The 21,583-nt window shown below is 68.0% G+C and carries 16 protein-coding genes and 1 pseudogene; 3 read left to right on the top strand and 14 right to left on the bottom strand.

The window, feature by feature from the left end:
* Positions 1 to 347: 347 nt before the first annotated feature.
* Genes B2J86_RS00835 through dapC form a run of 6 tightly spaced genes read right to left on the bottom strand, consistent with a single transcriptional unit; the run spans position 348 to position 7,817 of the window.
* Positions 348 to 2,426, bottom strand: coding sequence for an ABC-F family ATP-binding cassette domain-containing protein (locus B2J86_RS00835; RefSeq protein ID WP_169633115.1), 2,079 nt, complete (start codon positions 2,424 to 2,426; stop codon positions 348 to 350).
* Entirely contained in the window at positions 2,426 to 3,364 is a 939-nt protein-coding gene (prmB, locus tag B2J86_RS00830) for a 50S ribosomal protein L3 N(5)-glutamine methyltransferase (protein WP_173024490.1), read from the bottom strand. The genes B2J86_RS00835 and prmB overlap by 1 nt, the downstream gene beginning before the upstream one ends.
* Positions 3,361 to 4,545, bottom strand: a complete 1,185-nt coding sequence (dapE, locus tag B2J86_RS00825; RefSeq protein ID WP_169168966.1) for a succinyl-diaminopimelate desuccinylase — start codon at positions 4,543 to 4,545, stop codon at positions 3,361 to 3,363. Before dapE ends, prmB begins: the two co-directional genes overlap by 4 nt.
* Positions 4,546 to 4,558: 13 nt before the next feature.
* A complete protein-coding gene (locus B2J86_RS00820) occupies positions 4,559 to 5,728 on the bottom strand; it encodes a PilT/PilU family type 4a pilus ATPase (protein WP_169168967.1) in 1,170 nt (389 codons plus the stop codon).
* A gap of 54 nt (positions 5,729 to 5,782) precedes the next feature.
* Positions 5,783 to 6,607 carry a 2,3,4,5-tetrahydropyridine-2,6-dicarboxylate N-succinyltransferase gene (gene dapD / locus B2J86_RS00815; RefSeq protein ID WP_169633113.1) on the bottom strand — a complete coding sequence of 275 codons (825 nt, stop codon included), beginning with the start codon at positions 6,605 to 6,607 and terminating at the stop codon, positions 5,783 to 5,785.
* A gap of 4 nt (positions 6,608 to 6,611) precedes the next feature.
* A complete protein-coding gene (dapC, locus tag B2J86_RS00810; RefSeq protein WP_169633112.1) occupies positions 6,612 to 7,817 on the bottom strand; it encodes a succinyldiaminopimelate transaminase in 1,206 nt (401 codons plus the stop codon).
* Between the two features lie 211 nt (positions 7,818 to 8,028).
* Here dapC and B2J86_RS00805 point away from each other — a divergent pair, with 211 nt between their 5' ends.
* Positions 8,029 to 9,543 (top strand): methyl-accepting chemotaxis protein, encoded by a 1,515-nt coding sequence (locus B2J86_RS00805; RefSeq protein ID WP_169633111.1) that lies wholly within the window; start codon positions 8,029 to 8,031, stop codon positions 9,541 to 9,543.
* A 72-nt stretch (positions 9,544 to 9,615) separates the two neighbouring features.
* On the opposite strand, the gene B2J86_RS00800 is transcribed toward B2J86_RS00805, so the two are convergent.
* The 3 genes from B2J86_RS00800 to B2J86_RS00790 form a co-directional block, all read right to left on the bottom strand.
* Complete coding sequence (locus tag B2J86_RS00800; RefSeq protein WP_173024489.1) at positions 9,616 to 10,227, bottom strand: RnfABCDGE type electron transport complex subunit B; 612 nt, start codon at positions 10,225 to 10,227, stop codon at positions 9,616 to 9,618.
* A gap of 7 nt (positions 10,228 to 10,234) precedes the next feature.
* Positions 10,235 to 11,653 carry a polyhydroxyalkanoate depolymerase gene (locus tag B2J86_RS00795; RefSeq protein ID WP_173024488.1) on the bottom strand — a complete coding sequence of 473 codons (1,419 nt, stop codon included), beginning with the start codon at positions 11,651 to 11,653 and terminating at the stop codon, positions 10,235 to 10,237.
* Positions 11,654 to 11,867: 214 nt separating this feature from the next.
* Positions 11,868 to 12,938 (bottom strand): GTP pyrophosphokinase family protein, encoded by a 1,071-nt coding sequence (locus B2J86_RS00790; protein WP_173024487.1) that lies wholly within the window; start codon positions 12,936 to 12,938, stop codon positions 11,868 to 11,870.
* 174 nt (positions 12,939 to 13,112) lie between these two features.
* On the opposite strand from B2J86_RS00790, the gene B2J86_RS00785 reads away from it, so the two are divergent.
* Positions 13,113 to 15,884: an EAL domain-containing protein gene (locus B2J86_RS00785; RefSeq protein ID WP_254067939.1), complete on the top strand. Its 2,772-nt coding sequence runs from the start codon at positions 13,113 to 13,115 to the stop codon at positions 15,882 to 15,884.
* A gap of 13 nt (positions 15,885 to 15,897) precedes the next feature.
* Here B2J86_RS00785 and dusA read toward each other — a convergent pair whose 3' ends face one another.
* From dusA to B2J86_RS00765, 4 genes and pseudogenes are all read right to left on the bottom strand, one after another.
* Positions 15,898 to 16,923, bottom strand: coding sequence for a tRNA dihydrouridine(20/20a) synthase DusA (gene dusA, locus B2J86_RS00780; RefSeq protein WP_169168974.1), 1,026 nt, complete (start codon positions 16,921 to 16,923; stop codon positions 15,898 to 15,900).
* 117 nt (positions 16,924 to 17,040) lie between these two features.
* The gene (locus tag B2J86_RS00775; RefSeq protein WP_169168975.1) at positions 17,041 to 17,412 is read right to left on the bottom strand and encodes a type II toxin-antitoxin system HigA family antitoxin; all 372 of its coding nucleotides are present in this window, start codon (positions 17,410 to 17,412) and stop codon (positions 17,041 to 17,043) included.
* Between the two features lie 23 nt (positions 17,413 to 17,435).
* Positions 17,436 to 17,739, bottom strand: a pseudogene (locus tag B2J86_RS00770) (type II toxin-antitoxin system HigB family toxin).
* 153 nt (positions 17,740 to 17,892) lie between these two features.
* Complete coding sequence (locus B2J86_RS00765; RefSeq protein WP_169633108.1) at positions 17,893 to 18,345, bottom strand: Lrp/AsnC family transcriptional regulator; 453 nt, start codon at positions 18,343 to 18,345, stop codon at positions 17,893 to 17,895.
* A gap of 148 nt (positions 18,346 to 18,493) precedes the next feature.
* On the opposite strand from B2J86_RS00765, the gene B2J86_RS00760 reads away from it, so the two are divergent.
* The gene (locus B2J86_RS00760) at positions 18,494 to 19,609 is read left to right on the top strand and encodes a saccharopine dehydrogenase family protein (protein ID WP_173024486.1); all 1,116 of its coding nucleotides are present in this window, start codon (positions 18,494 to 18,496) and stop codon (positions 19,607 to 19,609) included.
* An 8-nt stretch (positions 19,610 to 19,617) separates the two neighbouring features.
* On the opposite strand, the gene B2J86_RS00755 is transcribed toward B2J86_RS00760, so the two are convergent.
* Positions 19,618 to 21,465, bottom strand: coding sequence for a long-chain fatty acid--CoA ligase (locus tag B2J86_RS00755; protein ID WP_173024485.1), 1,848 nt, complete (start codon positions 21,463 to 21,465; stop codon positions 19,618 to 19,620).
* Positions 21,466 to 21,583 lie beyond the last annotated feature (118 nt).

Below are 21,583 nucleotides of genomic sequence, written 5' to 3'. Positions count from 1 at the left end.
CAACCCCACGCAAAAACGCCCGCAAATTGCGGGCGTTTCTGTCAAAAAGGATCGGAAGGGCTGCGCAGAGGCGCAGGCGAAGGGCCTCAGAAGCGGGCAGGAGCGCGTTTGCGGTCGCGTTCGTCTTCGGGCCAAGTGGACAGGATGGTGGTCATGGTCATGGGAGTAGTTCCGTTGATGAACCTACAACGCAGCCGCCCGGGACGGCGTTGACACCCATGACCGCTAAAAATGCAACAGGGCTTGGGCCTATGTAAGCACTTTTATTTTCGCTATGAAAAATGTAGCTAAAACCCATGCCGGGACAATGGTTTGCGCTGCTTTTCAGGGTCAGTGCGCCCGCGCGCTTACGCGGACGGGCTTGCAGCCGCCTCCAGCTGGCCCGACAGCTCCAGCCAGCGTTCTTCGAGCGCGGCCGTTTCGTCGCCACTGGCCTTGAGGCGGCGCCCGCAGTCGGCGATCTCGGCCGGCGGCAGGGCTTGCGTGAGGCGCTCTTCGAGCGCCGTGCGCTCGGCGGCGAGTTCGGCCAGGCGCTGGTCGATTTTTTCCAGCTCGCGCTTGAGCGGGCGCAGCTTTTCGGCCTGCTGCTGGCGCGCCAGGGCGTCTTGCTTGCGCTGGTCGCGGGCGTCGCGGGCGTCGCGCGCCGGGGGCGCGCTGTGGTCGGTCGATGCAGGCACTTTTTGGCCGCCAGCGCTTGCCACGCTTGCGCTGACAGCTATCGAAACCGGGGCTGGCGCTGCGGCGGTCGCCAGCGCGGCGGCTTTGGCCGCGGCGCTGTCGGCGGCCGCTTCGGTCTTGGCCAGTTCGCGCTGGCGCTTGGCTTCGTCGAGCAGGTAGCGCTGGTAGTCGTCGAGGTCGCCGTCGAACGGGCCGACCGCGCCGCGGCCCACCATCCAGAACTCGTCGCAGACGGCGCGCAGCAGGGCGCGGTCGTGGCTGACCAGCATCACCGTGCCTTCGAACTCGTTGAGCGCCATCGACAGCGCCTCGCGCGTGGCCAGGTCCAGGTGGTTGGTGGGCTCGTCGAGCAGCAGCAGGTTGGGGCGCTGCCAGACGATCATGGCCAGCACCAGGCGGGCCTTCTCGCCGCCGCTCATGCTGCCCACGGTCTGCTTGACCATGTCGCCGCTGAAGTTGAACGTGCCCAGGAAGTTGCGCAGATCCTGCTCGCGGCCCGATTCGCGGCTGCTCGGGCCCAGCTCCCGCGCCAGGCGCACCATGTGCTCGAGCGGGTTCTCGTGCGGGCGCAGCACGTCGAGCTCCTGCTGCGCAAAGTAGCCGATCGACAGGCCCTTGCCCTCGGTCACGGTGCCGGCCAGCGGCGCCATGGTGCGCGCGATGGTCTTGACCAGGGTGGACTTGCCCTGGCCGTTGGCGCCCAGGATGCCGATGCGCTGGCCCGCCAGCACGCTGCGGCTGACGTTGTGCAGGATGGTGGTCTCGACCCCGTCGTCGCCGAGGTAGCCGAAGGCCGCGTCGGTGATCGCCAGCATCGGGTTGGGCAGGTTGAGCGGCTCCTTGAACTCGAAGGTGAAGTCGGCATCGGCCAGCACGGGCGCGATCTTCTCCATGCGCTCGAGCGCCTTGACGCGGCTCTGCGCCTGCTTGGCCTTGCTGGCCTTGGCTTTGAAGCGGGCGATGAATTTCTGCAGGTGGGCGATCTTGTCCTGCTGCTTCGAAAAACTCGCCTGCTGCAGTTCGAGCTGCTGCGCGCGCAGCTCCTCGAACTTGCTGTAGTTGCCGCCATAGCGCGTGAGCTGGGCGTTGTCGATGTGCATCGTGACGTTGGTCACGGCGTCGAGGAACTCGCGGTCGTGGCTGATGACGATCATCGTGCCCTCGTAGCGCTTGAGCCAGGCTTCGAGCCAGACCAGGGCGTCCAGGTCCAGGTGGTTGGTGGGCTCGTCGAGCAGCAGCAGGTCGGACGGGCACATCAGCGCGCGCGCCAGCTGCAGGCGCATGCGCCAGCCGCCCGAGAAGCTGTTCACGGGCTTGTCGAGCTCCGACACCTTGAAGCCCAGCCCGAGGATCAGTGCCTGGGCGCGCGGCACGGCGTCGTGCGCGCCGGCGTCGGCCAGGTCGGTGTAGGCGTGGGCAATCGCCATGCCGTCGTCTGCCGCCTCGGCCTGGGCCAGCTGGGCTTCGAGGTCGGCTAGGCGCGTGTCGCCGGCAACGACGAAGTCGGTCGCGGGCTCGTCGGTTTCGGGCATGTTCTGCGCGACCTGCGCCATGCGCCACTGCGTGGGAATGTAGAAGTCGCCGCCGTCCTCGTGCAGGCTGCCGTTGAGCAGCGCGAACAGGCTGGATTTGCCAGCGCCGTTGCGCCCGACCAGGCCGACGTTTTCGCCGGGGTTGATGGTGGCGTTGACGGCGTTGAGCAGCACCTTGGCGCTGCGGCGCAAGGTGACGTTTTTAAGAGTGATCATTAAGAGGGAAGAAAACGGATGAGGGCCTCGCGCGTGACCAGCAGAACCTGGTCTTCGCCTGCACTGGTGTCCAGCCAGAACACGGGCAGCTGCGCAAAGGCGGCCTCGAAAAAAGCGCGCTCGTTGCCGATTTCCAGCACGAGCACGGCGTGCGCGCTCATGCGCGCGGGGGCATCGGCGAGGAGGCGCCGGATGAAGTCCATGCCGTCGTTGCCACCGGCCAGCGCCAGCGCGGGCTCGGCGCGGTACTCGGGGGGCAGCTGGGACATGCTGTCGCTGTTGACATAGGGCGGGTTGCAGAGGATCAGGTCCCACGGGCCGGGCAGCTCGGCCAGGCCGTCGGACTGCTGCAGCGCGATGCGCTTTTGCAGGCCGTGCCGGTCGACGTTGATGCGCGCGACGGCGAGGGCGTCGGGCGAGAGGTCGGCGCCCGTGACCTGCACTTCGGGCCAGGCCATGGCGACCAGCACGGCCAGGCTGCCGTTGCCGGTGCACAGGTCGAGCACCTGGTGCGTGTGTTCGCCCAGCCATTCGTCGAAGCCGCCATCGGCGATCAATTCGGCAATGAAGCTGCGCGGCACGATGGCGCGCTCGTCCACATAGAACGGTACGCCCTGCAGCCAGGCCTCGCGCGTGAGGTAGGCCGCGGGCTTGCGTGTGCCGATGCGTTCATCAAAAAGTGTAGCTACCAACGCTTTCTGGGCGGGAGTTACAGGCTGATTTTGCTTGGAATCAGGTGCATCGCCCAGCGGCGTGTCGAGCGGCAGTCCGAGGCGCCAGAGCACCAGCCAGGCGGCTTCGTCGTGGGCGTTGGTGGTGCCGTGGCCAAAGGCCACGCCCGCGGCCTGCAGCCGCTGCGTGCCGCTGGCGATGAGGGCGCCGATGGTGTCGCCGCGCAGCGCGGGCAGGGCGCTGGGCACGGGGGTGGGTGCGTTCATACTACCGCCGCCAAGGCCTGCGCGTGCAGGTTTTCGAGCGTGCGCCGGTAGATGTTCTTGAGCGGCTCGATGTCGGCCACGGTGATGTGCTCGTCGATCTTGTGGATGCTCGCGTTGGGCGGGCCGCATTCGATCACCTGCGGGCAGATGGCGGCGATGAAGCGGCCGTCGCTGGTGCCGCCGGTGGTGGACAGCTCGGTGGCAAGGCCGGTCTCGGCCGCAATCGCCTGCTGCACGGCGGCGACCAGCTCGCCCGGTGGGGTCAGGAAGGGCTGGCCGCCCAGCGTCCAGCGCAGCGCGTATTCGAGCCCGTGGCGGTCGAGCACGGCATGCACGCGCTGTTTGAGCCCCTCGGCGCTGGACTCGGTGCAGAAGCGGAAGTTGAAGTCGACCACGACCTCGCCGGGAATGATGTTGCTCGCGCCCGTGCCGCCGTGGACGTTGCTGATCTGCCAGCTGGTGGGCGGAAAGAAGGCATTGCCCTGGTCCCACTCGGTGGCGGCCAGCTCGGCCAGCGCCGGCAGGGCTTCGTGGATGGGGTTGCGTGCCAGCTGCGGGTAGGCGATGTGGCCCTGGACGCCGCGCACCGTGAGCTTGCCGCTGAGCGTGCCGCGGCGGCCGTTCTTGATCATGTCGCCGGTGCGCTGCACGGCCGTGGGCTCGCCGACGATGCAGTAGTCCAGCCGTTCGCCGCGCGCCTTCAGCGCCTCGACCACGACCTTGGTGCCGTCGACCGACGGGCCCTCTTCGTCGCTGGTCAGCAGCAGGGCGATGTCCAGCAGCGGCGCGGGCGTGGCGGCGAGGAACTCTTCCAGGGCCACGACGAAGGCGGCGATGGAGGTCTTCATGTCGCTGGCACCGCGGCCATAGAGCTTGCCGTCGCGGTGCGTGGGCGTGAACGGGTCGCTGCTCCACTGCGCGAGCGGCCCGGTGGGCACGACGTCGGTGTGGCCCGCAAAGACCACTGTTTTGATAGCAGCCTGCGCTGACTGGCTGTGCGCTGAAGGCCGTTTTGCCCACAAGTTCTGGACCCGGAACTCGGCCGGTCCGCTGTCCATGGTTTCGCAGGCAAAGCCCAGCGGTTGCAGGCGCTCGGCCAGCAGGGGCAGGCAGCCGCCGTCCTCGGGGGTGACGGAGGGGCGGGAGATGAGCTGTTCGGCCAGGGTCAGGGTGCGGGGCATGGGACAGGGGGGATCAGGCGCTCGGCTTCACGTCGAGCACGATTTCGGTGAACGACGGCTCTTCGTCGTGGGTTTGCGCGTCCTGCGCCGCCTTGTGGGCCTGGGCGGCCTTGGCGGCCAGCGAGAAGTCGTTCTGCAGGCGCCACATCAGGTTGGTGGGCGAGTCGGCGTAGGCCAGCCCTTCCTTGCGGTCGATGCGCTGGCTCAAGACCAGGCGCGCCAGGTCTTCCTCGAACGTCTGCGAGCCTTCGGCCATGGATTTCTCCATGGCCTCCTTGACGCCCGAGAAGTCGCCCTTCTCGATCAGGTCCGCCACCAGCTTGGTGTTGAGCATGACCTCGGCGGCGGGCACGCGCTCGCCCGTGGCGGTGCGCACCAGGCGCTGCGACACGATGGCCTTGAGCGCCGAGGCCAGGTCGCCCAGCATGGTGGCGCGCACTTCCACGGGGTAGAAGCTGAGGATGCGGTTGAGCGCCTGGTAGCTGTTGTTGGCGTGCAGCGTGGCCAGGCACAGGTGGCCCGACTGGGCATAGGCGATGGCGGCCGACATGGTTTCGCGGTCGCGGATTTCGCCGATCAGGATCACGTCGGGCGCCTGGCGCAGCGCGTTCTTCAGCGCCACCTGCAGCGACTGCGTGTCGCTGCCGATTTCGCGCTGGTTGACGATCGATTTCTTGTTGCGGAACTGGTATTCGACTGGGTCTTCGATGGTGAGCACGTGGCCAGTCTGCAGGCTGTTGCGCCGGTCGATCATGGCCGCCAGCGTCGTGCTCTTGCCCGACCCGGTGGCGCCGACGACCAGGATCAGGCCGCGCTTTTCCATGATCAGGTCGGCCAGCACGGTCGGCAGGTTCAGCTTGTCGAGGTCGGGAATGTCCTGCGTGACGAAACGGACCACCACGGCATAGCTGCCGCGCTGACGCATGGCGCTGACGCGAAAACGCCCCACGCCGGTGAGAGGCACGCCCATGTTGAGCTCGCCCGTCTCCTGCAGCTCTTCGAGGCGGTCGGGGGGCACGATCTCGGAGAGCAGGTTGCGGGGCGCGTCGGGCGGCAGGATCTGGTTGTTGATTGGCACGCACTCGCCGTTGATCTTGATCAGCGCGGGCGCGTTGGCCGACAGGTACACGTCCGAGGCCTTTTTCTCGGCCATCAGGCGCAGGATGCGCTCCATCGTGCTCATGGGTTCTCCCTCTCGTGGTGGTGGGTGCGTTCCGGCGCCGGATGGACCCGCGCGTCAGTCGCGCAGCAGGTCGTTGAGGCTGGTCTTGGCGCGGGTTTGCGCATCGACGCGCTTGACGATGATGGCGGCATACAGGCTGTAGCGGCCGCCGTCCTTGGGCAGGCTGCCGCTGATGACCACCGAGCCCGAGGGCACGCGGCCGTAGCTGATCTCGCCCGTGGCACGGTCGTAGATGGGCGTGCTCTGGCCGATGTACACGCCCATGCTGATGACGGAGTTCTCTTCGACGATCACGCCCTCGACGATCTCGGAGCGCGCGCCGATGAAGCAGTTGTCCTCGATGATGGTCGGGTTGGCCTGCAAGGGTTCGAGCACGCCGCCCAGGCCCACGCCGCCCGAGAGGTGCACGTTCTTGCCCACCTGCGCGCACGAGCCCACGGTGGCCCAGGTGTCGACCATGGTGCCCTCGTCGACATAGGCGCCGATGTTGACGTAGGACGGCATCAGGATGGCGCCCTTGGCGATGTAGCTGCCGCGCCGCGCGACGGCGGGCGGCACTACGCGCACGCCGGTGGCGGCCATTTCCTCGGCCGAGAGGTGGGCGAACTTGGTCTGCACCTTGTCGTAGAAGCCCAGTTCACCGGCCTTGATGACGGCGTTGTCCTTGAGGCGGAACGACAGCAGCACGGCCTTCTTGACCCACTGGTGCACCGTCCACCGGCCCACGCCCTCGCGCGTGGCCACGCGCAGCTTGCCGCTGTTGAGTTCGGCGATGACGTGTTCAACGGCCTCCAGCACGTCCTGGGGAGCGGTGCTGGGCGTGAGGCTGGCACGCTTGTCCCATGCGGCGTCGATGGTGCTTTGCAGGTGGTGGGTCATGTGATCAGGTGGAACGGGTTTGGATGAATTGGGCAATGCGCTGCGCGGCCTGCACGCATTCTTCGGTTTCGGCCACCAGGGCCATGCGCACGCGCTGCGCACCGGGGTTGGCGCCGGCCACCTCGCGCGCCAGATAGCTGCCGGGCAGCACGGTGACATTGTATTGAGCCAGCAACCCGCGCGCGAACTCGGTGTCGCTGAGGCCGAGCTGCTGCGGCACCTGCCCCCACAGGTAGAAACCTGCGTCGGGCAGGCGCACGTCCATCACGCGTGCCAGGATGGGCGTGACTTCGGCGAACTTGCGCCGGTACTGCGCGCGGTTGTCGGCCACATGCGCCTCATCGCCCCAGGCCGCCACGCTGGCGGCCTGCACGGCCGGACCCATGGCGCTGCCGTGGTAGGTGCGGTAGAGCAAGAAGGCCTTCATCAGCGCAGCGTCGCCCGCGACAAAGCCGCTGCGCAGGCCGGGCACGTTGCTGCGCTTGGACAGGCTGGTGAACGACACCAGGTTCTTGAAATCGCTGCGGCCCAGCCGGGCGGCGGCTTCCAGGCCGCCCAGCGGCGGCTCGTCGCGGAAGTAGATTTCGCTGTAGCACTCGTCGGAGGCGATCACGAAACCGTGGCGGTCCGACAGGGCAAAAAGCTTTTCCCACTCGGCCAGGGGCATCACGGCACCGGTGGGATTGCCCGGCGAACAGACAAACAGCAGCTGCGTGCGCTGCCACACGGAGTCGGGCACGCTGTCCCAGTCCACCGCGAAGTTGCGCTCGGGATCGCTGGGCGCGAAGTACGGCGTGGCGCCCGCGAGCAGGGCCGCACCTTCGTAGATTTGGTAGAACGGGTTCGGGCAGACCACCACGGGCGTGCCCTGCGTGGGGTCGAGCACCGTCTGTGCAAAGGCAAACAGCGCCTCGCGCGAACCGTTCACGGGCAGCACCTGCGTGGCCGGATCGAGCGCCAGGCCGTAGCGGCGGCCGAGCCAGCCCGTGAAGGCTTCGCGCAGGCGCGGCTCGCCCGCCGTGGCCGGGTAGCTGGCGAGGCCGCCCAGGCCTGCGGTCAGCGCTCCCTGGATGAAAGCCGGCGTCGCGTGGCGCGGTTCGCCCATGCCCAGGCTGATGGCGCTCAGGTGGGCGGGCGGGGTGACGCCCGCGAAAAGCTGTCGCAGCCGCTCAAAAGGGTAGGGCTGCAGGTGGGAGAGCAGGGGGTTCATGGGGCGCCATTATCGGGGATGCGCCCGGGCGCCCAGTGCAGCGTGCGCGCTTCTTCCCGCCCTGAAACCCAGCCCTGGCGCCGTTGTGGCTGGACGCCGTGTGTCCGCCTGTCCGTCAGTTTAGTGCAAGAAAATGTAACGACCATGGGCCCGTCGAGGTGCCTCTGGGAGCGCCTGCATTCCCCAGAACAATGAAATGGAGACTCGCCCCATGTTTGATGTAGCCTTCCTGCGACCCGGTGTGTGGTGCATGCGCCGCCTGCGCCTGCCCGCCAAACTCTTGACGCTGGCAGCGGCGTGGAGTGCGGCCCTGGTGGCGGTGGCGGCCTTGCCCGGCCTGGGCGCCTCGAATGCGGTGGTCTGGGGCGTGCTGGCGGGCTGCGCGGTGGCCGGGCTGTACGCGGTGGCCGCCTTGTATGCGAGCCTCGCAGGCGATCTGGGCGATCTGGCCGCGGCCATGGAACAGACGACGGAAGGCGACCTCTGTGCCCGCGTGCCGGTGCGGGGCCGCGACGAGCTGTCGGCACTGGCCCGGCTGCTCGACCGCATGGTGCTCACACTGTCTGCCATGGTGGCAGACATCCGCAGCAATGCCGCGCTGGTGGCGCATGCCGGGCAGAGCCTGGCAGTGGACAACCGGGCGCTGGCGGAGCGCACCGAGCAGCAAGCGGCCAACCTGGAGCAAACGGCGGCCAGCGTCGAGCAGCTGTCGGCCACCGTGCACACCAATGCCCAGACCGCCCGCGCCGCCGACCAGCGCGCCCGCCAGGTGCGACAGGCCGCCGACGAGGGCGTGCAGGCCATGGCGCATGCCGTGCAGTCGGTCGAGGCCATCCAGCAGGGGGCGCGCCGCATGGGCGAGATCATTGGCGTGATCGACGCCATCGCCTTCCAGACCAACATCCTGGCGCTCAATGCTGCGGTGGAGGCCGCGCGCGCGGGCGAACAGGGCCGCGGCTTTGCGGTGGTGGCGGCGGAGGTGCGCACGCTGGCGGGCCGCTCGGCCGAGGCAGCGCGCGAGATCCGCACACTCATCGGCACCTCGGTGGCGCAGGTGGAGGCCAGTGCCGCGCTGATCCGCTCGGCCGGCGAGGGCATCGCCGCGATGGCGGGCGGGATCCGCAGCGTGGCGGCCAACATGTCTGAAATTTCGACGTCCGGTGCGGAGCAGAGCAACGGCCTGCAGGAGATCACCACGGCCGTGCGCCAGCTCGACCAGATCACGCAGCACAACGCGCGGATGGTCGAGCACGCGGTGGGGCAGGCCGTGGCGCTGGAGAACCGGGCCTCGACCCTGTCCCGGGCAGTGTCCAGTTTTCGGCTGCAGCAGGGCACCGCCGACGAAGCCGTGGCGCTGGTCGAGCGCGCCGCCGCGATGCACGGCAGAACGCCGCCCGGGCAGTTCCTGCGCACGCTGACAGACCCCGCCCAGCCTTGGCACGACCGCGACATGTACGTGTTCGCACTCGACCGCGACGGCACCTACCGCGCGTTCGGTGGCAACCCGGCCAAGGTCGGCACGCGCGTGCAGGACATTCCGGGCATCGCAGGAGAGCAACTGGTGCAGGACATCATCGCGCAGGCCGAACGGGCGCCGGGCTGGGTGGAATACGACATCCACAACCCCGCGAGCGACACGGTACAGACCAAGATGTCGTACGTGCTGCAGCTGGACCAGTGCTACCTGGGCTGCGGTGTGTACAAGACGCTGGCTGCGCGCGGCTGAGCGCCGCGGCGCCCCCGTTCGTGCATGGGAGGCTTCTTGGGAAGGGAAGCGAAGCCCGGCGCGGGAAGGGGTTCAGTGCGCGCGCTGGGCGCGCGCGCGCGCCAGCGCTGCTGCGATTGCGGCTTTCTTGTCGTCCACCGCGGGTGGCGTGTCAGGGGCCTGCCCCTCGCCGGCCAGCCGCTGCCGGCGCAGTGCATAGCGCTGGCGTGCATGCGTGGCCTGCGCTGGCGACCATGCGGCCCAGCCGGTCGCCTCGCCGCTGGCGTTGTCGAGCGCAATGCAGTCGACAGGGCACACCGGAATGCACAGTTCGCAGCCCGTGCAGTGCGCGGCGATCACGGTGTGCATGAGCTTGTTGGCGCCGACGATGGCATCGGTGGGGCAGGCCTTGATGCACAGCGTGCAGCCGATGCACCAGTCCTCATCGATCACGGCCAGGGTGCGCGGGCCTTCGCTGCCATGCGCAGGATTGAGCGGCCGCAGCGCCTGGCCCGTGAGGGCCGCCAGCCGGGCTATGCCCTCGGCGCCACCGGGGGGGCATTGGTCGATGCCGGCTTCTGCGCGTGCGATGGCCTGGGCATAGCCGGCGCAATCGGGGTAACCGCAGCGCGTGCACTGCGTCTGCGGCAAGGCCGCATCGAGGCGGGCGGCCAGGGCCGACAGGGCGGAAGGCTCGGCTGGCACCGCGTTTTCAGCCCTTGCGCGCCATGCGGGGCCCGCGCTGCGGCAGCGCGGGCGGCGCGGCGGTTACGCCGGCCAGCAAAGGGGTTTGCACCGTCTCTGCCTGGGCCGGCGCCGGCTCGGCCGCGCCGGTGGGAGCGGTGCTGCTTGCCGCGGGCTGCCGTGGGGTGGCGTGGTCGAGGATGAACTGGCGGACCTGGGGGTACACCACCTCGCGCCAGCGCCGGCCGCTGAAGATGCCGTAGTGGCCTGCGCCCTTGGCCTCGAGGTGGCGCATCTGGGTGCTGTCCAGCCCCGTGCACAGGCCATGGGCCGCGTGGGTCTGGCCCGAGCCTGAGATGTCGTCGAGTTCGCCCTCGACCGTGAACAGTGCGGTGGTGCGGATGTCCTGGGGGCGCACGCGCTCGAGCTCGCCGTCGGGCGAGCGCACGTCCCAGGTGCCGTTGACGAGCTTGTACTCCTGGAACACCGTGTGGATGGTTTCCAGGTAATAGTCCGCATCCATGTCGAGCACGGCGTTGTATTCATCGTAGAAGCGGCGGTGCGCTTCGGCGCTGGCATCGTCGCCCTTGACCAGGTTCTTGAAATAGTCGTAGTGGCTGGTGGCGTGGCGATCGGGGTTCATGGCCACGAAACCCGAGTACTGCAGAAAGCCGGGGTAGACGCGCCGGCCCGCGCCCGCAAACTTGCGGGGCACGGGATAGATCACATTGTTTTCAAACCACTCGTAGCTGCGGTTGACGGCCAGGTCGTTCACCTCGGTGGGCGAGCGGCGCGCGTCGATCGGGCCACCCATCATGGTCATGGACAGCGGCGTGGGCTCGCCGCGGCTGGCCATCAGCGACACCGCAGCCATCACCGGCACCGTGGGCTGGCACACGCTGACCACGTGGCAGTTGCCATAGGCGCCCTGCAAGTGGCGGATGAATTCCTGCACGTAGTTGACGTAGTCGTCGAGGTGGAAGGCACCCTCGGACAGCGGGACCAGGCGCGCGTTCTTCCAGTCGGTGATGTAGACCTTGTGGTCCTTGAGCATGGTGCGCACCGTGTCGCGCAGCAGCGTGGCGTAGTGGCCCGACAGCGGCGCCACCACCAGCACCACGGGCTGGCCCTTGAGCTTGGTCAGCGTCGCCGGGTCGTCCGAGAAACGCTTGAAGCGGCGCAGCTCGCAAAAAGGCTTGTCGATTTCCACGCGCTCGTGGATGGCCACGCCGACACCGTCGACTTCCACCGAGGGGATGCCGAAGGCAGGCTTTTCATAGTCTTTGGCCAGGCGGTAGGCCAGCTCGTAGCCCGCTGCAATGCGCTGCGCCATCGGGCTTTTGCCGAGCAGCGACGTGGGACTGCTGTAGAACTTGGCCGTGGCCAGGGCAAAGTCGGCAAAGGGCTCCATGAAGGAGCGCTGGGTTTCATAAAGGGCGTAGAGCATGGCGGAATTTGGGATTGTTGCAGTGCAATATAACAGTGTTTGGTTGAGCCGGGGTGGCGTGAAATCACCCAGACGGAGTCACCTCTGCGACACGGTCAAGCGGTCCATGGCGCCCCTGCGTGCCTAACGAGGCTCCATCAAAATCCATAGCGGTCAGCGCTTGTGTGGATTGGGCAAAAGCCCATTTTCATGAGATAAATGCGCCGACGACTCTTCAGTCGGCCGTGGCCAGCCAGGCGTCGAACGCATCGCGCGAGGCCTTGCGCAGCGCACGCGCGTAGACCTCCTTGTTGCCGAGGTACAGGCAGTGGCGGATCACGGTGTAGGGGTTGAGCTGCGATGAAGGGTGCTGCTCTTCGTGGTGCTGCTTGTAGCGTTTGACGATGCCGATGGTCTGGCGCAGCAGGCTGTTGAAGCGCGCGCGCGTGATGTCGGGCGACCAGGTGTGGATGTCGTCGACGAACATGTCGACCTTGTGCGGCTCGAATTCGAAGTCCTTGAAGAAGTGGGTGGCGATCTTCAGGAAGGTGAAGGCATTGAGTCCGCTGCCGGGGGCGGAATCCTGGCCTCCGGGCGGAGTGCTTGTCGCATGGGGGCTGTCCTGCGCCACGGTTTCGTCGGGGGCCAGGCGCAGTTCTGCCTCGGTGGCGTCGCGGATCTGCCGGAATTCGCGGTCGGCCAGCTCGAACAGCGCCGCCAGCACGTTGATGCGGCGCTTGAGCGGGCCGGGAATTGCTTTCTTGTACTTGATCTTGTGGTCCAGCACGCTCCAGGAGTCCTGGATGATGGTGCGGATCTGCAACTCGAACGCGAACGGCGCCAGCAGCGCGTGGCTGGGCAGCGCCCGGTGCGCCGCGTCCAGGCGCAGGTCCAGGTGCAGGCCCTTGTAGCCAAAGGCACTTTCGGTGCCCTCAACAGCGCTGACCTTGTCGGTGACCTCGATCACTTCGAACTGCGATTTCACGGCGTACGCCACCTTCTCGAGCTCGTCCTCATACAGGCAGACCACGCGCAGGCCGATCAGGTCGGTAATGTAGGGCCGGATCTCGTAGGGCGTGCCGCTGTCTTCGAGCGCCGCACGGTACTTGCGCGAGAACTTGCGCACGCATTCGTCGGCGTCCTTGATGCGGCCTTCGATCTTGGTCACGTCCATGGCGGCCGACGGCGCCACCAGGTCCGTCAGCAATGCGATAAACGATTCCAGCGCGTTTTTCAGCAACGGCAGGTTCTGCCCATAGAACGCGTGAAAGCGCGATTTTTCCAGGTCGAAATCAAGAGAAGGCATGGCGTGCGATTTTCGCGCAAACCGCGCGCACGAGGGCGGCGCCTTGCGCGCGCAGCGTGCCAGAGCGCTGTCTTGACTTGGGTCAAGAATGTGCACAGATAATGGGCGCGTTCTTGCGCCGGCATTTCGCTCCGAAAGCCGACCCGACCCGCCACCAGGATTTTGTCCACCTTGATGCATCTACCGCCATTGCCTTCCCGCGAGCGCGCACAGGGCAGCGTCCTGCGCTGGCATCTGCCGATGCTGTTTGCGCCGCTGCTGGTGCTGGTGATGCTGGGGCTCGTCTACCTGTACTCGCATGCGCGTGAAACGCAGGAAGCCGAGAAGCAAAGGCATGCCTTCGAGATGGCGGCCGATCGCATCGCCTACAACCTCAAGGACCGCATGGATGCCTATGAGCTGGTGCTGCGCGGGGTCAAGGGGTATTTCGACGGCTCGGAAAGCATCGAGCGCGATGAATTCCGCGCCTACATCGACGCCCTCCAGTTGGAGGAGAAAAGGCCCGGCCTGCAGGGGGTCTCGCTGTTGCTGTGGGTGAAGAGCACCGACGTGCCGTTGCACGCCGAAGCCATGCGAAAAAAGGGGTTTGCGGCCTACAGCATCTGGCCGCAGGGGCCGCGCGCCCACTATGCGGCGATCACGCACATCGAGCCCTTTGCGGGCGACAACCTGAAGGCGCTGGGGTTTGACGCGGCCACGGTGCCCGGGTCCCGCGCGGCGCTGGAACTGGCGCGCGACAGCGGCCAACTGGCCCTGACGGGCAAGCTCGACCTGGTGCAGAACGAAGGCCGCGGGCGGGCCCCAGCGCTCGTCATGTACCTGCCTCTCTATGGCAAACAGGAGCCACCGGACTCGCTGCAGGGGCGGCGCGACAGCCTGGTGGGCTGGGTGGCGGCGCAGTTTCGGATGCGCAGCGTGCTGCAGGGATTGGCCCGGGAGCTGGACACCGACATCGGCCTGGAGATCTACGACGGCGACACCGCGGCGCCGCAGGCGCTGCTCTACAGCACCGCAACGGCCGTCTCGGACGCGGATAGCGACCTGCAGGCCACGCGCCGCATAGCGCTCGGGGGCCGCCACTGGACGCTGCGCATGCACCCGTTGGCCGGTTTCGAGCACTACCACCCGCCCGCGGACGCGTGGTTCGCCACCATGGGCGTAGGTGGCAGCCTGGTGCTGGGCTGGCTCGCCTGGCTGCTGGCGACCGGGCGTGAGCGCGCGCTGGCACTGGCGCGCGGCATGACCCAGGAGCTGCGCAGCACGCGCGACGACCTGGAAAGCACCCTGAGCGCCGTCCCCGATCTATTGTTCGAGGTGGACCTGCAAGGGGTCATCCACCATGTCCGCTCGGCACGCACGGACCTGCTGGTGGCACCGCCCGAGGCCCTGCTGGGCAAGCGGTTCACGGAGATCCTCACGCCCGGCGCGGCGGCAAGCTGCATGGCGGCGCTGCAGCAGGCCCATGCCCACGGGCTCTCGCGCGGGCAGGAATACGAACTGGAGCTGGCCGGGGAGTCCCACTGGTTCGAGCTTTCAGTGGCGCGCAAGGAGGGCGGAACGGGCTCGCTGGCGCCGCGTTTCATTGCGCTGTCGCGCGATATCACCGAGCGCAAGCAGGCCCAGGCCCACACCCACCGGCTGGCCTACTACGACGCGCTGACGGGCTTGCCCAACCGTCGCCTGCTGCTCGACCGCACGCACGCTGCGCTGGCGGCGCACCAGGCCTCGGGCGAGGTTGGGGCGCTGCTGTTCGTGGACCTGGACAATTTCAAGCAGATCAACGACGCCCGTGGGCATTCGGTGGGCGATGTGCTGCTGGTGCAGGTGGCCCAGCGCCTGCAGCGTCTGCAGCGTCTGCAGGGCGCCGATGCCACGGTGGCGCGCCTGGGGGGCGATGAGTTCGTGGTGCTGGTGTCGCGGTTGGCGCCAGACCTGGCGGCCGGCACGGCCGCCGCGCAGCAGATGGCCGAGCGGGTGCGCGCCGTGCTGGAAGCACCGCACCGCGTCAACGGCCACGTCTACGACAGCAGCGCCAGCATCGGCATCACGCTGTTTCCAAGGAACTGTGCAGGGGTCGAGGACCTGCTGCGCGAGGCCGACACCGCCATGTACCGGGCCAAGGCGCATGGCCGCAACCGCATTGCCTTTTACGAGCCCGCCATGCTGCTGAATGCGCAGGAAAGCCTTGCACTCGAGCAGGACCTCAAGAGCGCGATGGCGCGCAATGAGCTGGTGGTGCATGTGCAGTCCCAGGTCGATGCCAGCGGCCGCGTCGTCGGCGGCGAGCTGTTGCTGCGCTGGAACCATCCACAGCGCGGCAGCGTGCCGCCCGACCGTTTCATCGCCGTGGCGGAGGAATCGGGCCTCATCCTGCGTTTGGGCGACTGGGTGCTGCTGCAGGCCTGCGAGGCGCTAGCACAGCTGCACGCGGTGGGCAGCACCTTGCTGCTGTCGGTCAACGTGAGCACGCGCCAGTTCCGCCAGGACGACTTTGTCGAGCGCGTCCGCGGCATGATCGCGCGCACCGGTGCACCGGCCTCGCAGCTGATCCTGGAAGTGACCGAAAGCCTGTTCATCGACAACTGGCAGGACACCAGCGCGCGCATGGCCGAACTGGTGCAACTGGGCATCCGCTTTTCCATCGACGACTTTGGCACCGGCTACTCCAGCCTGGCCTACCTGAAGAAGCTGCCGCTGTTCGAGCTCAAGATCGACAAGGGCTTTGTGCAGGACACGCCGGACGACCCGAACGGCACGGCCATCGTGCAGAGCATTTTGTCGGTGGCCCGCCACCTGAAGCTGCGCGTGGTGGCCGAAGGGGTGGAGACGCGTGCGCAGGCCGACTTCCTGACCGCCAACGGCTGCGAATTCCTCCAGGGCTATTGGTTCGAGCGCCCGGGCCCGCTGCAGCCGTGGCTGCAGCGCCGGCTCGGCGCCAGCGACTGACCCGGAGCGCTGTTCACGCCGCCAGCGAAGGGGGCGGCCCGGCGTGGGCCAGCGCCATGACCTCGTGCGGCGGCAGGGCCTTGAGGCGGTGGTCGCTCCAGACCTGGCGCCAACGGCGCGCGCCCGGCAGGCCATGGCGCAGTCCGAGCATGTGGCGCGCGATGGTCGCCCAGGGGGTGCCGTGGGCCGCGGCCTCGCGTGCCATGTAATCGACCATGGTGGCCTCGATGCCCTCGCGCGTCAGCTGGCTCGGCGCATCGCCGTAGAACACCTCGTCCCAGCGCGCCAGCCACCACGGGTTGTGGTAGGCCTCGCGGCCCACCATCACGCCATCGACCTGGGCCAGCTGCCCGAGCACGGCGGCGTCGGTGGACAGGCCGCCGTTGATGGCGATGGTCAGGTGCGGAAAGTCTTGTTTCAGCTGCGCCACCACACCGTAGCGCAGCGGCGGAATTTCGCGGTTCTCCTTGGGCGACAGGCCCTTGAGCCAGGCGTTGCGCGCGTGCACGATGAAGGTGTTGCAGCCCGCCTCGGCCACGGTGCCGATGAAATCGCGCACAAAGCCGTAGCTTTCGCTCTTGTCGATGCCGATGCGGTGCTTGACGGTGACGGGCACCGCCACCGCGTCGGCCATCGCCTTGACGCAGTCGGCCACCAGCTGTGGCTCATTCATCAGGCAGGCGCCAAACGCGCCGCGCTGCACGCGCTCGCTGGGGCAGCCGCAGTTGAGGTTGATTTCGCTGTAGCCCCACTGTTCGCCCAGCTTCGCGCTGCGCGCCAGATCGGCCGGCTCGCTGCCCCCAAGCTGCAGGGCCACCGGGTGCTCTTCGGCGTTGAAGCGCAGGTGCCGTGCGGCGTCGCCATAGACGATGGCGCCGCTGTTCACCATCTCGGTGTAGAGCAGGGTGCGGCGGCTCAGCAGCCGGTGCAGGTAGCGGCAGTGCTTGTCGGTCCAGTCCATCATCGGCGCAACGGACATGCGCCAGGGGCTGTGCGGGGGGATCGGGAGGGAGGTGGGCGCGGAAGCGGCGTCGGACATGGGGCGATTATCCCACTGCACCCCAAAGCGACAGGCGGCCTGGGTTTTTAGCCCCATCGGCCTCCAGCGCTTGATGGCATTGCGCTGGCAGCTATCAAAAATGAGTTTTCAGGGGGCTCAGGCCTGCCGTGGTTCGGCAATCAGCACCTCGGCGGGAATGCCCAGACCCTGGTGCAGCCTGCGAATCATGCCCACCGAGAGCGCGCGCTTGCGGTTGAGCACTTCGTACACGCGGTTGCGCTGGCCGATGTAGGGCTCCAGGTCCTTGGCTTCCAGGCCTTCCTGCTCCATGCGGAATTTGATGGCCTCGATGGGGTCGGGCGCTTCGATGGGCAGGTGGCGCGTCTCCCAGGCTTGCACCAGGGTGGACAGCACGTCGAGCCGATCGCCTTCGGGTGTGCCACTGGCGGGGTCGAGATCCACCAATGCCGACACTTCCTTGAGCGTGGCCTTGTAGTCTGCTTCGGTGTGGATAGGGCGGATTTCCATGGTCTGTACCTCTCTAAGGGCTGTCAGCCCATTTCGACGGTGACGGCGTCTATGGCGTCGTATTCCCTGTGGGTGCCGACAAACTTGATGTAGGCCACCTGCAGCCGGTAGGCAATGGCCACCACCAGCCGGTAGTCGTTGCCCTTGATGTTGAAGACCACGCGGTTGTTGCCCACAAAGCTGGCGTTGCGGTACTGGGCCTTGATGTGGGCGGGGCTGTTCCCACAGGGCCTTGGTCGCTTCGGCATACCAGGCCTTGAGCGGTTGCTCGGCATCGGGGTGCTGCGCCCAGCAGTCGCGCAGCGCGGAGACGGCAATCACTCGCATGGAGGAAGAGTTTAGTCCCAAATTGGGATCAGGGCAATGGGGCGTCTGCTTCCCACCAGGACAGGGCTGCTGCACCGCGTGCGTTCATAAACGGTCATATTGGCATCCAGCGCTTTCTGGTATTGCGCTGACAGCTATCAAAATAGGTGGTTTTCAGCCCGACAGGCTGCGCCGGTCGATCTTGCGGCTGAGCACGATGCTGGTCTGGGTCTGGTGCACACCGTCGACCTGGCCAATGCGGTCGAGCAGGGCATCAAGCTGTTCGTGCGTCGCGCAGCGCAAGAAGACCAGGTAGTCGAACTGCCCGCTCACGGCCGAGACTTCCTCGACCTCGGGCATCTCGGCCAGGGCGCGCAGCACGGCCGGCGCCGTTTGGGGCAGCACGCTGAGGCTGCACCAGGCGCGCACGGTGGCGCTGTCCATGCGCCGGCCCAGGCGCACGCCGTAGCCAGCGACCACGCCCTCGCGCTCCAGCCGCGCAATGCGCGCGACGACGGTGGTGCGCGCCAAGCCCAGTCGCCGGGCCAGCGTGGCGGTGCTCTCGCGCGCGTTGGCCTGCAACAGGCTCAGCAGTTGCTGGTCGGTGCGGTCGAGGGGTGGTTCCATGGCAAGGACCCTTGGTTTCGTCGAAACGGCGAATATATCCCGTGGAATCGACGTTTTGTCCGCTACACATTGACAGCACAGCCGCCTAGCATAGGAGCACGCACCGGCTTGTTGCCGGGCTCCGCCAGGACGACCGAAGGAGACCGCCATGACCACCACCCGCCCCACCGTCGCCATTCTGGGCGCCGGCCGCATCGGCCGCGCGATGGCCCTGCTGCTGCAGCGCACGGGCGACTATGACCTTCTGGTGGCCGACCGCGACGCCGCCAGCCTGGCAGCGCTGCGCCCCATCGGTCTGGCCACGGCCGTGGTGCACGACGACGCCAGCGTGCAGGCCGCCATCCAGGGCTGCTTTGCCGTGCTCAACGCGCTGCCCTTCCACCGCGCGGTGGGCGTGGCCACGCTGTGCGCGCACGCGGGAGTGCACTATTTTGACCTGACCGAGGACGTGGCCAGCACGCAGGCCATCCGCGCGCTCGGCCGCACGGCGCGCAGTGTGCTGATGCCGCAGTGCGGCCTGGCGCCGGGCTTCATCGGCATCGTCGGCCACGACCTCGCGCGCCGCTTCGACGCGCTGCACGATCTGCGAATGCGCGTGGGCGCGCTGCCGCGCTACCCGCAGGGCGCCCTGCGCTACAACCTGACGTGGAGCACCGAGGGCCTGATCAACGAATACTGCAACCCCTGCGAGGCGATCGTGGGCGGCGCGCCGACCTTCGTGCCGGCACTCGGCGGCCTGGAAACCTTTGCCCTCGACGGGGTCGAGTACGAGGCCTTCAACACCTCGGGCGGGCTGGGCACGCTGACCGAGACGCTGGCCGGCCGGGCGCGCCAGGTCGACTACAAGTCAATCCGCTACCCTGGCCACTGCGCGATCCTCCGGCTGCTGCTCAACGACCTGCGCCTGCGCGAACGGCGCGACCTGCTCAAGGACATTTTGGAAGCCGCCATCCCCACCACCGAGCAGGACGTGGTCGTGGTGTTTGCCAGCGCTTCGGGCCTCAGCGGCGGGCGCCTGGTGGAGCATGCCTATTCGGCCCACATCGTCGGCACCCAGGTCGACGGCATGGCCCTCAGTGCCATCCAGCGCACCACGGCGGCCGGCATTTGCGCGGCCCTGGACCTGGTGGTGCACGGCCGCCTGCCGCAGGCGGGATTCATCGGCCAGGAGCAGGTGGCGCTGGCGGACTTTCTGGGCAACCGCTTTGGCACGGCGTATGCGCCCCAGGCGCAGGGCGCGGGAGAGGCGGCCCGGCCCGCCTGAGGGCGCGCTCAGCGCCCGCCCGGCCTGGTGTACATGGCCTCGATGGCGTCCGCGAAATGCGCGGCCAGGTTGGTGCGCTTGAGTTTGAGCGTCGGCGTCATGAAGGTGTTTTCCACCGTCCACGGCGTGAGCGTGAGGTGCACCGCGCGCGGCACGGCGTAGCGCGGAAAACCGGACGTGTTCTTTTCGATGCGCGCGAGCACGGCCCGCTGTACGGCGGGGCTGTTCAGGCTCGCCGGGTCGTGCGCGTCGAGCCCCAGGTCGACGGCCAGGCGTTGCCATTCGTCGCGCGCCAGCACGGCCACGCAGGCGATGAACGGCCGGTTCTCACCGACGACGAACGCCTGCTCGAGCAGCGGGTCGGCCAGCAGCGCCAACTCCAGGTCGCCCGGGGGCACCTTCTCGCCGGTGGAGGTGACGATGATTTCCTTGATGCGGCCCAGGATGCGGATGCGGCCTTGCACGATCTCGGCCTGGTCGCCCGTGCCGAGCCAGCCGTCGGCACCCAGGACGCGCGCTGTGTCCTCGGGACGCCTCCAGTAGCCGCGCATCACGACGGGGCCGCGTACCTGCAGTTCGCGGTGGTTGCCGATGCGCACCTCCACGCCAGGCAGCGCGCGGCCCACGGTGGTCGGGTCGTTGTCGTCCAGGCCATTGACCGACACCACCGGCGATGTTTCGGTCATGCCATAGCCCTGCACCAGCGGCAGGCCCAGGCCCAGAAAACAGTGCGCAATGGTGGGCGACAGCGGTGCGCCGCCGCTCACGGCCACGCGCACCCGGCCGCCGAACCGGGCCAGAACGGGTTGGGCCACCAGCGCATGCAGCAGCGGCCAGGGCAGGGCGACCATCCAGCCGCCGGCGCGGCTGCGCGCGGGCACCGGCAGGCCCTGCGCCGCGCAAAAGCGGCGCCAGCCCTGGTCCTGCGCGGCCTCGAACAGCTGCATCTTCCACGGCGAGGGCGACAGCGTTTCCAGCAGCTTGGCGTGCATGCGCTCATAGATGCGGGGCACGGACACCAGCACGGTGGGGCGCACGGTCTGCAGATCCTCGGCCAGTTGCCCCACCGACCGCGCATAGGCCACGCAGCTGCCCGCCGCCATCGGCAGGTAGTAGCCTCCCGTGCGCTCAAAGGTGTGCGAAAGCGGCAGGAACGACAGAAATACGTCGTCGGGGGTGGGCGCAATGCGCTCGAGCACGGCTTTCACGTCGCTGAGCACATTGGCGTGCGTCAGCATCACGCCCTTGGGCTTGCCCGTCGTGCCCGAGGTGTAGACGATGGCCGCAAGGTCCTCCGGCCCCGGTGGCGCCGCCGGCGCACTGCCCGCCGAGGCGCCCGCCAGCCACTGTGCGAGCGAACCCAGCGCCGGTGCATCGGCGGATGCTTCTGCGGACTCCAGGGGCGTGTGCGCATCCGCCACCACCACCACGGCGCGCAGGGCCGGAAGCGGCACGCCGGTCGCGCGGATCGCCTCCCACTGTGCAGCCTGGTCCACGAAGAGCATGGAGGCCTCGCTGTCGGCCAGGATGTAGGCAATGCTGCCGGGATTGTCGATGGCGTGCAGCGGCACCGGCACGCAGGCGGCGGCCAGCGTGGCCTGGTCGGCGCACAGGGCCTCCAGGCCATTGGGCAGCAAGATGGCCACGCGTGCGCCAGCGGGCAACTGCATGGCCGCGAACGCGCGGGTCCACTGCGCCACGCGCTGCGCGGCCTGCGCCCAGCTCAGGCCGACCCAGGCCTGCGCGGCGGCGTCGAACGCGCGGTAGGCCTCACCGTCGGGGGTGCGGGCTGCGCGGTAGGCGAGCAGTTGGGGCAGCGTCTGGACGCTGGCGATGTCGGCAAAGGCAATGGTCATCAGGTCGGTCAGGGCGAACGGAGCGCCAGGGGCAGATCTTGGGGGAAACCCTTGGAATCATACCCAGCGCTGTCCACGCCCGGACCGGCCCCATGCCGCGGCCGCCCGCATCTGCCTT

This window comes from Acidovorax sp. SRB_14 (assembly GCF_012932145.1).
Taxonomy (GTDB): Bacteria; Pseudomonadota; Gammaproteobacteria; order Burkholderiales; family Burkholderiaceae_C; genus Simplicispira.
Note: the sequence above shows the minus strand (reverse complement) of the source record. Positions and strands in the feature narration are given on the sequence as shown.